The organism is Caulobacter sp. SRI_008 (assembly GCF_057586355.1).
This window is the reverse complement of record NZ_JBYCZS010000005.1, coordinates 154572-167055: the sequence shown is the minus strand read 5'-3', so window position 1 is coordinate 167055 and position 12484 is coordinate 154572. Positions and strand designations below refer to the sequence as shown.

General features: G+C 65.7%; 11 protein-coding genes, 2 tRNA genes and 1 riboswitch. Of the genes, 10 read left to right on the top strand and 3 right to left on the bottom strand.

From position 1 onward, the window contains the following. Position 1: 1 nt before the first annotated feature. Positions 2-922 carry a homoserine O-succinyltransferase gene (locus tag AC2YHT_RS06725; protein ID WP_487288790.1) on the bottom strand — a complete coding sequence of 307 codons (921 nt, stop codon included), beginning with the start codon at positions 920-922 and terminating at the stop codon, positions 2-4. A 47-nt stretch (positions 923-969) separates the two neighbouring features. Next, positions 970-1072, bottom strand: a riboswitch (SAM-I-IV-variant riboswitch). A gap of 79 nt (positions 1073-1151) precedes the next feature. Continuing rightward, a complete protein-coding gene (locus AC2YHT_RS06720) occupies positions 1152-1328 on the bottom strand; it encodes a hypothetical protein (RefSeq protein WP_487288789.1) in 177 nt (58 codons plus the stop codon). 307 nt (positions 1329-1635) lie between these two features. On the opposite strand from AC2YHT_RS06720, the gene AC2YHT_RS06715 reads away from it, so the two are divergent. From AC2YHT_RS06715 to AC2YHT_RS06695, 5 genes are all read left to right on the top strand, one after another. Continuing rightward, positions 1636-1720: transfer RNA gene (locus AC2YHT_RS06715), tRNA-Leu, on the top strand. Between the two features lie 175 nt (positions 1721-1895). Further along, a complete protein-coding gene (gene tig / locus AC2YHT_RS06710; protein WP_487288845.1) occupies positions 1896-3254 on the top strand; it encodes a trigger factor in 1359 nt (452 codons plus the stop codon). Between the two features lie 182 nt (positions 3255-3436). Further along, positions 3437-4066 (top strand): ATP-dependent Clp protease proteolytic subunit, encoded by a 630-nt coding sequence (locus AC2YHT_RS06705; RefSeq protein ID WP_110121833.1) that lies wholly within the window; start codon positions 3437-3439, stop codon positions 4064-4066. Between the two features lie 114 nt (positions 4067-4180). Further along, positions 4181-4510, top strand: coding sequence for a hypothetical protein (locus AC2YHT_RS06700; protein WP_487288788.1), 330 nt, complete (start codon positions 4181-4183; stop codon positions 4508-4510). A 138-nt stretch (positions 4511-4648) separates the two neighbouring features. After that, positions 4649-5185 (top strand): Spy/CpxP family protein refolding chaperone, encoded by a 537-nt coding sequence (locus AC2YHT_RS06695; protein ID WP_487288787.1) that lies wholly within the window; start codon positions 4649-4651, stop codon positions 5183-5185. Positions 5186-5381: 196 nt separating this feature from the next. Here AC2YHT_RS06695 and AC2YHT_RS06690 read toward each other — a convergent pair whose 3' ends face one another. Then, positions 5382-6053 carry an HAD-IB family hydrolase gene (locus AC2YHT_RS06690; RefSeq protein WP_487288786.1) on the bottom strand — a complete coding sequence of 224 codons (672 nt, stop codon included), beginning with the start codon at positions 6051-6053 and terminating at the stop codon, positions 5382-5384. Positions 6054-6397: 344 nt separating this feature from the next. Between AC2YHT_RS06690 and clpX the strand changes: the two genes are divergently transcribed. From clpX to AC2YHT_RS06665, 5 genes are all read left to right on the top strand, one after another. Further along, positions 6398-7660, top strand: coding sequence for an ATP-dependent Clp protease ATP-binding subunit ClpX (clpX, locus tag AC2YHT_RS06685; protein ID WP_058350342.1), 1263 nt, complete (start codon positions 6398-6400; stop codon positions 7658-7660). A gap of 1368 nt (positions 7661-9028) precedes the next feature. After that, positions 9029-11428: an endopeptidase La gene (gene lon / locus AC2YHT_RS06680; protein ID WP_487288784.1), complete on the top strand. Its 2400-nt coding sequence runs from the start codon at positions 9029-9031 to the stop codon at positions 11426-11428. 146 nt (positions 11429-11574) lie between these two features. After that, positions 11575-11853, top strand: coding sequence for an HU family DNA-binding protein (locus AC2YHT_RS06675; protein ID WP_110117750.1), 279 nt, complete (start codon positions 11575-11577; stop codon positions 11851-11853). Between the two features lie 111 nt (positions 11854-11964). Next, positions 11965-12039, top strand: a tRNA-Val gene (locus AC2YHT_RS06670). 74 nt (positions 12040-12113) lie between these two features. Then, complete coding sequence (locus tag AC2YHT_RS06665) at positions 12114-12482, top strand: GFA family protein (protein WP_487288783.1); 369 nt, start codon at positions 12114-12116, stop codon at positions 12480-12482. Positions 12483-12484 lie beyond the last annotated feature (2 nt).

The following is a 12484-nucleotide window of genomic DNA, read 5'->3' as shown; positions in this document are numbered from 1 at the left end:
CTTACGCCGCCCCGATCGTCTCCAGCTCGAACGGCGTGGTCTGGTAGACCTCGTTCAGCCAGTTGGCGAACAGCAGGTGGGCGTGGCTGCGCCAGCGGTTGCGCGGGGCGCGGGTCGGGTCGTTGGCGGGGAAGTAGTGGGCCGGCGGCGGCGTCGTCGGGTCGATCAGGCTGTCGCGGTGATACTCGGCCGCCAGGGTGCCGGTCTCGTATTCCGGATGGTTGAACATATAGAGCCAGCGGCGGCGGGCGTCCTCCAGCAGGCACAGGCCCGATTCCTCGGACTCCAGCAGCACCTTCAGCGAGCCGTCGGCCGGCAGGTCCTCGGGCCGCACCTCGGTCCAGCGCGACACCGGGATGTCGATCTCGTCGGCCAGGCCCCGCAGATAGGGCGAGGCCGGCGCCAGGTTGGCGTGCGGGAAGACGCCGGAGCACTTTTTCGACAGCACGTGCTTGGGCACGCCGTGGAAGTGGCGCACGCCAGCCTGCGCGCCCCAGCAGACGGCCAGGCCCGCATGCACGTGGGTCTGCGACCAGTCGAAGATCCGGGAAAGCTCGTCCCAGTAGCTGACCTCCTCGAAGGCCAGGGTCTCGACCGGCGCGCCGGTGACGATCAGGCCGTCGAAGCGCTCGTCGCGCACCTCGTCCCACGGCCGGTAAAAGGCCAGCATGTGTTCGGCCGAGGTGGTTTTGGGCGCGTGGCCCGAGATCTGGATCAGCGACAGCTCGATCTGCAGCGGGCTGGCGCCCAGCAGGCGCGCGAAGTGGCGCTCGGTGGTCGGCTTGTCGGGCATCAGGTTCAGGAGGGCGATGCGCAGCGGCCGGATGTCCTGGCGGGCGGCCTCCGTGTCGGCCATCAGCGACAGGCCTTCGGCTTCCAGCAAAGCGCGGGCCGGCAGGTTGTCGGGAATCTTGATGGGCATGCGCTGCGTCCGTCCGTCGAAAAAACAAGACTCGGGACGGCTTTAGGGATCACCCGTTTCGTTGCCGTCTCGGCCGCATCCCCCCGACGGGGCGCCACCTTGCTCGGGAAGCAGGTTGGCGTTGGGCGAGCCCAACTCTTGATGCACGTGCGGCTTTAAAGGCCTCGCTTGCCGATCGCAAGGGGACGCAGGGTCGCGACCGCGGTTCGGACAGGGCGGGGAGGGCGCTTCAGGCTTCCAGGCGGTGCAGCACGATCTCGGCGCGCACGCCTTCGTCGAACAGGCGGCTGCCGTAGTCGAGCGCCGCCTGGAACGAGCGCTGCTCGGCGAGGTCGGTATAGAGCACCTGCCGGTCGCAGGTGACCTCCCATCCGGCCTCGGTCTCGGTGACCTCGATCGTCCGCATACGCTGCCTCCTACGCCATGGCGCAGTTAACCGTCGCTGGTTTTGAATGGTTGCGTGCGAATCCACGAAAATTCAAGCGGCACGTCCGTGCGCTGAGGGATTCGCGAGATGGGATCGAAGGGGAGAGGGAAAACCGGCCCGGGCGTCAGTCGGGGGGGCAAGGCCCGGGCCGGTTAATGCCCCGTGGCGTTACGCTCGACGGGACACGATGAGAACGACGCGAGCGCTGGCCGGTTCCGCCCTGGCGCGAAAAATCTGCGGCGCCACTTCAAATCGGTCGCGGTCGCGGCTAAGGCTCTGCGCCCATGCGGATGTGGCGGAACTGGTAGACGCACTGGATTTAGGTTCCAGCGCCGAGAGGCGTGGAGGTTCGAGTCCTCTCATCCGCACCATGTCGCCGCGCGCAGCGTTTTGCGCGCGGCGACGCCATACCCTTTGATCGACGCGAAGTGTCGTGACATAAGGGCGCTCTTTCGCCGCCCCCGGTGACGTGGGCGGCTATGATTTTTTGACCCCTGGGGCGGACGACGGGCGCGGGCGCCCAGAGCCGAGAAGCTAAGAATGTCGATGCAGATCGTTGAAAAGTCGGGCGAAGGCCTCAGCCGGGTTTACGGCGTTACGGTGCCCGCGAGTGAGCTGGCCACGCGTCTCGAGGCTCGTATCGCCGAAGTCGCGCCGCAGATGAACGTCAAGGGCTTCCGCCCCGGCAAGGTGCCGACCGCTCACGTCCGTCGCCTGTACGGCAAGGGCCTGATGGGCGAAGTCATCGAGCAGGCGCTCAACGAGACCACCCAGAAGATCCTCGACGAAAACAAGCTGCGCCCCGCCGGCCAGCCCGACCTGAAGCCGACGTCCGACATGGACAAGGTCATCGCCGGTGGTGAAGACCTCGCCTTCGACCTGGCCGTCGAGATCATGCCGGAATTCGAGCCGATCGACCCGACCTCGATCGAGCTGGTCAAGCCGGTCTACAAGATCGAAGACGCCGAAGTCGACGAAGCCCTGGCCGAGCTGGCCAAGCAGGCCCGCACCTACGAGCCGCGCAAGGGCAAGAGCCTGAAGGCCAAGGACGGCGACCAACTGCTGATCGACTTCGTCGGCACCATTGACGGCGTCGCCTTCGCCGGCGGCACGGCCAACGACGCCGAGCTGGTGCTCGGTTCGGGCCAGTTCATCCCGGGCTTCGAAGAGCAACTGGTCGGCGCCAAGCCGGAAGACGTCGTCACCGTGAAGGTCAACTTCCCGGAAGACTACCAGGCCGCCGAGCTGGCCGGTAAGGCCGCCGAGTTCGCCACCACCGTCAAGGAAGTGCGCGCTCCGGTCGACGCCGAGCCGGACGACGAGCTGGCCAAGCGCCTGGGCCTGGCCGATCTGGCCGCCCTGAAGGACCTGCTGAAGTCGAACCTGGAAGGCCGCTACACCAACTCGAGCCGCTTCAAGCTGAAGCGCGCCCTGCTGGACGTGCTGGACACCAAGCACGACTTCCCGCTGCCGCCGCGCATGGTCGACGCCGAGTTCGCCGGCATCTGGCAACAGGTCCAGGCCGACAAGTCGCAAGGCGGCCTGCCGCCGGAAGACGCCGACAAGACCGAAGACCAGCTGAAGGACGAGTACCGCAAGATCGCCGAGCGCCGCGTGCGCCTGGGTCTGGTGCTCGCCGAGATCGGCCGCAAGAACGACGTGGTCGTCACCGACCAGGAACTGAACGAAGCGATCGTCCGCGAAGCCCGCCAGTACGGCGCCCAGGCCCAGCAGGTGTTCGACATGTACCGCCAGCGCGCCGACCTGCAGGCCTCGCTGCGCGCCCCGATCTACGAAGACAAGGTCGTCGACCTGATCTTCGCCAAGGCCAAGATCGAGGAAAAGGAAGTCTCCAAGGAAGAGCTCCTGGAAGAAGACGACCTGCCGGAAGGCTACGGCGGCTGAGGCCGTCGTTCCTTCGGGTGACGAATTGAGGGCGCGGACCGAGAGGTCCGCGCCCTTTTCGTTAGCGCGTTCGTTCGGGCCGGCGCCTTGCAACCTGTTAAGCGCCACGCGATATGCGTCAGGAGCGAGAGCGCGGCGGTGATTCGCGCCCGCAAGGACATTCTGAGAAGGGCGAACCCCACATGATGTACGATCCGGTCGAGACGGCGATGAACCTGGTTCCCATGGTGGTCGAGCAGACCAGCCGCGGCGAACGCGCCTTCGACATCTTCTCGCGCCTTCTGAAGGAGCGGATCATCTTCCTCACGGGCCCCGTCGAGGACGGCATGGCCTCGCTGATCTGCGCCCAGCTGCTCTTCCTGGAGTCGGAGAACCCCAAGAAGGAAATCGCCATGTACATCAACTCGCCGGGCGGCGTGGTGACGTCGGGCCTCGCGATCTACGACACCATGCAATACATCAAGAGCCCGGTGACCACCGTGTGCATGGGCATGGCCGCCTCGATGGGCAGCCTGCTGCTCTGCGCCGGCGCCGCCGGCCAGCGCGTCGCCCTGCCAAACGCCCGCATCATGGTGCACCAGCCGTCGGGCGGCTTCCGCGGCCAGGCCTCGGACATCGTCCGTCACGCCGAGGACATCTCCAAGACCAAGCGCCGCCTGAACGAAATCTACGTCAAGCACTGCGGCCGCACCTATGACGAGGTCGAGCGCGATCTGGACCGCGACAACTTCATGAGCGCCGAGGAAGCCAAGGCCTGGGGTCTGATCGACCAGATCCACGAGAACCGCGAAAGCTCGGAAGCCGGCGCCTAAAGCCAGCTGACGATCTGAAGACGAAGCCGCCGGCCGCGAGGTCGGCGGCTTTTTCGTGCGCGTTGCGTGGGTTTCGGCCTCAACCTATGATCTTGCCGGAGGGGGAGGATCACCATGCGAAATCAGGCAAGGACTGTGTCGGCCGCTGTGGCGTCGGCGGCGCTGCTGGCCGGCGTTCTCGTAGCCGGGGCGGCCGCGGCGCAGTGCACGATGTGGTGTCCGCAGGCCCCCGGCGGCGACGCGCTGATCACCGAGTTCTCGACCGTCCAGCGCGCCCAGGCCGGATGCAAGGGCGACGAGGTCGTCTGGGCCCAGAACAAGCGCATCTATCATCGGGCCGGCTGGAAGAAGTTCGGCAAGACCGCTGGCGGCAGCTACATCTGCAAGGCCTCGGCCGGCAAGGTGAACCTGAAGCCGGCCAATCTCCTCCAGCGCTTCCTGTAGCGTTCACCGTCGAACGCGGGGCGTTTATGGCCGAGTTGGGCCAGGGCGCGGGGAAAGACGAAACAAACAGGCCCCAGATCGGCCGGGCAGGGCGGCGACAAGGATCGCATGACGATCCTTTCTCTCCGGAGCCCGGCCATGACCCTCCGCCGCCTTTCGCTGCTTTCGGCCTGCGCGGCCTTCCTGAGCCTGGCGGGCGCCGCCGCCCACGCCCAGGGTCTTTCCGATCCGACGCCCCAGCACGGCGTCGCCACCATGCGGCTGGCGGTCAGTCCGGAGCAGGTGCAGCAGATCGTCTCCGACCGCCTGCTGCAGGACGGCGTCACGGCGGGCCTGGCGACCCTGCGGCAGAACCTCTCCCTGACCCCCGCCCAGCAGGGCCGCTGGCGCGACTTCATCCTGGCCTCGAACGCCAAGCCCTCGGGGCTCGTTTTGGCCGTCGTCGCGCCCGAGGACGAGACCCCGCTCGCCCAGGCCAAGGCCGGCCTCGTCCTGCAGCGCGAGCAACTGGCCTTCGAGCAGCGGCGGGTAAAGGCCATGGGGCGGCTCTACAAGTCGCTCGACGCCAACCAGCGCGCGGTCTTCGACCAGGCCTATTCGGTGATCGGCAGCCTGTCGGTCAGCACCACCCAGGTCCCGGCGGGCTTCGCCCAGGCGGGTGCGGGGGTGGAGTAGCGGAAGGGGCAACCGGACCTAACCTGGCCCATAACCTCCCGTCATTCCCGCCCTTGTGGCGGGAAACCCTGGTTCCGTTCGCACGTGAATCACCAGCGGATCGCCAGCGATCCGCCCCATCTGCACTTGCGGCTGACAGAGGGGTTCCCGCCACAAGGGCGGGAATGACGGGATATGAAGGGCTAGGGTCTTGGCCCTAAACCGGCTTGCCCTTGAAAATCCGGTAGCCGCGCTCCTGGGCGATGGCCAGCATCTCGGTGTCGCCGGAGGTGTCGCCGTAGGCGGCGGCCAGCTTCATGTTCTCGCCGAAGGTCTCGCGCAGGCGCACCACCTTCTCCGGACCCCGGCAGTTGGGTCCCTGGAGGGAGCCGACCACCTTGCCGTTGAGGTCGAAGGCCAGCCTGGTGCCGATCAGCAGGTCGGCGCCGATGCCGCGCGCGAACGGGGCCACCACCAGGTCGGGCGAGGCGGTGACGATGACCATCCTGGCGCCCTGCGCCCGCCAGCGCCGCCACACCGCCAGGGCGTCGGGACGGAATAGGCTCTGCGCATGGCCTTCGGCGAACTTGCGGGCCTGGGCTTCCAGCCGCTCCTGCGGCACGCCCTTGAGGAATTCGCGGATGGCGGCGGCCTTGATGCGGCCTCGGTCGCGATGGAACAGATAGGAGAGGGCGGCCGGCGCCAGGCGGATCATGCCGATCGTCCAGCGGCCGCCGCTGACCCGCCACTTCAGGAAGGCCGTGAAGCTGTCGCGCACCGTCAGGGTGCCGTCGAAGTCGAAGGCCACCAGCGGCGGGCTGGCTTCGGTGTGGGTCGGGGCGTGAGCGTCGTGCGACGCGCCCGGCGCCGTTTCTTGGGTCTCGGCCATTTCGTCTCCGCCCCTCGGGCGAACTCCTTTTAACGGCGCCGCTTGCAGCACGATTCCGGCTGTGTTCGAAAAGCTTAGAGCCTGCGTCGATGTTCCACACCCCGTCTGGCGCTTGCTTTGGCCTACAGTCGTCCCATCTAGGGATGGAATCCCATGATCAGACGCGAAACATCCACGAACTTGGCGCCGGAAACGGGCTCCAAGGCTTGTGCCGCGCGTTCGGATCGGGGAATGTCAAGGATTAGACAACTCCCGTTCGGTATCCTGTTGCTTCGGTGGCGGGATACGCGCGGGGGTCGGCGGTAGCGGCTTTCGCCGTCAACGCCCTAGCGTGAGAAGCGACCATGACGAAAGCCGCCAGCGGCGACGCCAAGAGCACCCTGTACTGTTCTTTCTGCGGAAAGAGCCAACATGAAGTGCGCAAGCTCATCGCCGGACCTACCGTGTTCATCTGCGATGAATGCGTCGAGCTTTGCATGGATATCATCCGTGAAGAGCACAAGATCGCCTTCGTGAAGTCCAAGGATGGCGTTCCGACGCCGCGCGAGATCTGCGAGGTCCTGGACGACTACGTGATCGGGCAAGGTCACGCCAAGAAGGTGCTCGCGGTCGCGGTGCACAATCACTACAAGCGCCTGAACCACGCTTCGAAGAACAACGACGTCGAACTGGCCAAGTCGAACATCCTTCTGGTCGGTCCGACCGGCACGGGTAAGACCCTGCTGGCCCAGACCCTGGCCCGAATCATCGACGTGCCGTTCACCATGGCCGACGCCACGACGCTGACCGAAGCCGGTTACGTCGGCGAAGACGTCGAGAACATCGTGCTGAAGCTGCTCCAGGCCGCCGACTACAATGTCGAGCGCGCCCAGCGCGGCATCGTCTACATCGACGAAATCGACAAGATCAGCCGCAAGTCCGACAACCCGTCGATCACCCGCGACGTGTCGGGCGAAGGCGTGCAGCAGGCCCTGCTGAAGATCATGGAAGGCACCGTCGCCTCCGTGCCGCCGCAGGGCGGGCGCAAGCATCCGCAGCAGGAGTTCCTGCAGGTCGACACGACGAACATCCTGTTCATCTGCGGCGGGGCCTTCGCGGGCCTCGAGCGCATCATCTCGGCCCGCGGTTCGGCCAAGTCGATCGGCTTCGGCGCCAAGGTCGCCGATCCGGAAGACCGCCGCACCGGCGAGATCCTGCGCGGCGTCGAGCCCGACGACCTGCAGCGCTTCGGCCTGATCCCGGAATTCATCGGCCGTCTGCCGGTGATCGCCACCCTGGAAGACCTCGACGAGGCCGCCCTGGTGAAGATCCTGACCGAGCCGAAGAACGCCTTCGTCAAGCAGTACCAGCGCCTGTTCGAGATGGAGAACATCGGCCTGACCTTCACCGAGGACGCCCTGCACGGCGTCGCCAAGAAGGCCATCGCCCGCAAGACCGGCGCCCGCGGTCTGCGCTCGATCATGGAAGGCATCCTGCTGGAGACCATGTTCGAACTGCCCAACTACGAGGGCGTCGAGGAAGTGGTGGTCAACGCCGAGGTCGTCGAAGGCCGCGCTCAGCCGCTGCTGATCTACGCCGAAAAGAAGGGCGGAGCGGCCTCGGCCTGAGGCCTGGCTGCATCGCTTGAGAGATGAGAACGGCGGGCTCGAAAGAGCCCGCCGTTTTTTATTCCTCCCCCGTGCAACGGGGGAGGGGGGCCACGAAGTGGTGGAGGGGGCGAGACTGGGCTCGGGGCCTGATCCCTCTCCCCTTGCGGGAGAGGGTGGCCCTGCGGAGCAGGGTCGGGTGAGGGGTCTCTCAAAACTGAAAGCTGCGTGCACCGGTCAGGCCGGGCGCGGGGCCTGATCCCTCTCCCCGTAAAATCCCCGCGAAAGCGGGGACCCAGGCTTTTTCTGAAACGCTCGGCGCTCGACGATAAAACACCTGGGTCCCCGCTTTCGCGGGGATTTTACGGAGTTGAGGCGGCCTTACGCACGCTGCTCACACGGCAAATGCGGAAAAGAGTCCAGCGAACTCAACGCCCTACAACTTTATAACCCCAACTTATCCCCGGGGTCTCAAACCACCCCCATAATCATCCCCATCCCAGCCATGGGGAGGGCTCTTGGTACCGGCCCGAGTTAGCGGCTGTGGATCGCATCGAGCGGGGCCGCTTGGGGCGTCATGGGAAGGGCGGGTTTGCAGGATCGCTCAGAAGGCGTGATTGGGCCGTCAAGCCGTTCCGTGACGAGACAAGCGGGTCGACAGGGCCGGGATCGTTTCAAACCGGCCTAACAGGATCAGCCGAGGCGCCGCCGGATCACCGCGGAGCTATTGGTCCTGCCCGTCCGAGGGACAACCGGGTCCAGGGTTGAAAAAGCACCCGCGCCCCCGGTCCTTCGAGCCTACGATGTGGCGGAGCGGTCAGACGAAGCCGAAACGCTAAAACACATCACGGTCTCCGGGCTCCGCCCGGCCGCTCCGCGCCTCCCCGACCTAACGCGCCTTCGCGCGGGAGATCGCATACCCGTGTCCCTCTCCCCTTGCGGGAGAGGGTGGCCTCCGAAGGAGGTCGGGTGAGGGGTCTCTCAGAATTCAAAGCCGCGTGCAGCGCTCAGGCCGGGCGGGGCGTCTCCCATCTGAGAGACCCCTCATCCGACGGCCTTCGGCCGCCACCTTCTCCCGCAAGGGGAGAAGGATCACGTTCTCTCGCACCGCAGCGAAGAAACGATATGCCGCTGCGTCAACGGCCAAGCGGCCGAAATCGCCATGGCTCAGCCCGCCGCGCGACCGAAATATCCAGCGTCACCACCAATGCGCGACTCGTCGCCGCTGGCGGGCGAGCACGCTTGAACCGCGTCGCAAAAGGTCCACATAAATAACGACCATCCGCCCAGTCCCGGGCGGACGGACCGTACGACTCAGGCGCATCGTCTGAAGTGACGGCGGTCCGCGTGGCAAGGCGCGAGTTTCGCGCGCCGGCCGGGAGTGAAAACATGTCTGAGATCCGTACGCTTCCTGTGTTGCCCCTGCGGGATATCGTTGTGTTCCCGCACATGGTGGTGCCGCTGTTCGTTGGGCGCGACAAATCCGTCCGCGCCCTCGAGGAAGTGATGCGCGGCGACAAGCAGATCCTGCTCGTCACCCAAAAGAACAGCGCCGACGATGATCCGGCCCCGGCCGACATCTACGAAGTCGGCGTGCTGGCCACCGTGCTGCAACTGCTGAAACTGCCCGACGGCACCGTCAAGGTGCTGGTCGAGGGCAAGGGCCGCGCCGCCGTCGTGCGCTTCACCGAGCAGGAGGCCTATTACGAGGCCCAGGTCGGCGAAGTCAGCGAAGACCAGGGCGCGGGCCCTGAGGCCGAGGCCCTGTCGCGCGCCGTCGTCGAGCAGTTCGAGAACTACGTCAAACTGAACAAGAAGGTGCCGCCCGAGGCCCTGGCGTCGATCCCGCAGATCGCCGAGCCGGGCAAGCTGGCCGACAGCATCGCCGCCCACCTGTCGGTGAAGATCGGCGACAAGCAGCACCTGCTGGAAATCTTCGACGTCACCAAGCGCCTGGAGAAGGTCTTCGCCCTCATGGAAGGCGAGATCTCGGTGCTGCAGGTCGAGAAGAAGATCCGCTCGCGCGTGAAGCGCCAGATGGAGAAGACCCAGCGCGAATATTATCTGAACGAGCAGATGAAGGCGATCCAGCGCGAGCTGGGCGACCCCGACGATCAGCGCGACGAGCTGATCGAGCTCGAGAAGCGCATCAAGAAGACCAAGCTTTCGAAGGAAGCCCGGGCCAAGGCCGAGGGCGAGCTGAAGAAGCTGCGCAACATGAGCCCGATGTCGGCCGAGAGCACGGTGGTCCGCAACTATCTGGACTGGCTGCTGTCGATCCCGTGGGGCAAGGCCAAGACCAAGAAGATCGATCTGGGCGAGAGCGAGGAGATCCTCGACGCCGACCACTACGGTCTGGACAAGGTCAAGGAGCGGATCCTGGAGTACCTGGCCGTGCAGGCCCGGACCAACTCCCTGAAGGGCCCGATCCTGTGCCTCGTCGGTCCTCCGGGCGTCGGCAAGACCTCGCTGGGCAAGTCGATCGCCAAGGCGACGGGTCGCGAATTCGTGCGCATGAGCCTCGGCGGCGTGCGCGACGAGGCCGAGATCCGCGGTCACCGCCGCACCTATATCGGCTCGATGCCCGGCAAGGTCGTCCAGTCGATGAAGAAGGCCAAGACCACCAACGCCTTCGTCCTGCTCGACGAAATCGACAAGATGGGCAGCGACTATCGCGGCGATCCGGCCTCGGCCCTGCTGGAAGTTCTGGATCCGTCGCAGAACTCGACCTTCGGCGACCACTATCTGGAGGTCGACTACGACCTGAGCCAGGTGATGTTCGTCACCACGGCCAACAGCCTGAACATGCCCCAGCCGCTGCTGGACCGCATGGAGATCATCCGCATCCCCGGCTACACCGAGGATGAGAAGCTGGAGATCGCCAAGCGCCACGTCCTGCCCAAGCTGGCCAAGGATCACGGCCTGAAGGACAGCGAGTTCATCGTCCCGGAAAAGGCGATCCGCGACCTGATCCGCTACTACACCCGGGAAGCCGGCGTGCGGTCGCTGGAGCGGGAACTGGGCGCCCTGGCTCGCAAGACGGTGCGTGACCTGTCGCGCGAAAAGGTCACCTCGATCACGATCGACGACGAGCGTCTGGCCAAGTACGCCGGGGTCAAGAAGTACCGCTACGGCGAGACCGACGAAGTCGACCAGGTCGGCATCGTCACCGGTCTGGCCTGGACGGAATTCGGCGGCGACATTCTCACGATCGAAGCCGTGAAGATGCCGGGCAAGGGCCGCATGACGGTCACCGGCAACCTCAAGGAAGTGATGAAGGAGTCGATCTCGGCGGCCAACAGCTACGTCCGCTCGCGGGCGACCGCGTTCGGCATCAAGCCGCCGATCTTCGAGAAGACCGACGTCCACGTGCACGTGCCGGACGGCGCCACGCCCAAGGACGGTCCGTCGGCCGGTATCGCCATGGCTCTGGCCATGGTCTCGGTGCTGACCGGCATCCCGATCCGCAAGGACATCGCCATGACCGGCGAGATCACCCTGCGCGGCCGGGTGACCGCCATCGGCGGCCTCAAGGAGAAGCTGCTGGCGGCCCTGCGTTCGGGCGTGAAGACGGTGCTGATCCCGCAGGAAAACGAGAAGGATCTCGTCGACGTGCCGCAATCGGTGAAGGCCGGTCTCGAGATCATTCCGGTCTCGACGGTCGACGAAGTGCTCAAGCACGCCCTCACCGGACCCCTGACTCCGGTCGAGTGGAGCGAATCGGAGGAGCCTCTGGCGAGCCCCGCGAAGGGCGATGAAGCCGGAGACGACGCGGTTCTCACGCACTAACAGTAACTTATTGTTGATAACTGGGGCGGCGCGGGAATTTTCCGCGCCGCCTTCGTTTGACGGGGCAAGCGTTCCCCGCATACTTCCCGGCGAGCGAAGCGGCGTAAGCTGTTGCAGCGCCGCCGCTTATTGGCTGGGAGATAAAAATGACCACAAAAGCCGAACTCGTCACGGCGATCGCCGAAAAGGCGGGCATCAACAAGAACCAGGCGAAGGACGCCCTGGAAGCTTTCATCGACACCGTCACCGCTTCGCTGAAGTCGGGCTCGGACGTGCGTCTGGTGGGCTTCGGCACCTTCAAGGCCGTGACCCGCGCCGCGGGCACCGCGCGCAACCCGCGCACCGGTGAAACCGTCGAGCGTCCGGCCTCCAAGACCGCCCGCTTCCAGGTCGGTGAAGGCCTGAAGACCACCCTGAACGGCTAATCCCGTTTTCGGTCTTCAAAGGGGCGGGGCGTTCCAACGGCGTCCCGCCCTTTTTCATGCGTGCTTCCCAGACCGCCATTCGGCGGCTAGAAGCGCGCTCCATTCCCGAGCGGGCGGTTAGCTCAGCGGTAGAGCGTCTCGTTTACACCGAGAGGGTCGGGGGTTCGATCCCCTCACCGCCCACCAGGGACTGCTGACACGAACTGTCAGCGATCTTCGGCAGTCTCCCAGGCGTTCCGACGCCGAAAAGGGAGATCGTCATGCCCGTCAAGGGAAGCTGCCACTGCGGCGCCGTCCAGTTCCAGGTCGAGACCGAGCCGACCGAGCTCGCCGACTGCAACTGCTCGTTCTGCTCAAAGCGCGGCAATCTGGTCGCCTACTACCCGCTCGCCGCCTTCAGGCTGCTGACCGCCCGCGACCGGGTCGCGACCTACCAGTGGGGCGACTACATGGGCACGCACCATCACTGCGGCGTCTGCGGCTGCGGGACCTACAGCCAGTTTCCAGACTTCAGCAGCGGCCAGGCCGACTACGACAGTCCCCGGGTCGCCATCAACGCTCGCCTGCTCGAAGGCTTCGACCTGTCGCCCCTGCCGGTGAACCATCTCAACGGCCGCGACGACTGGTGAGC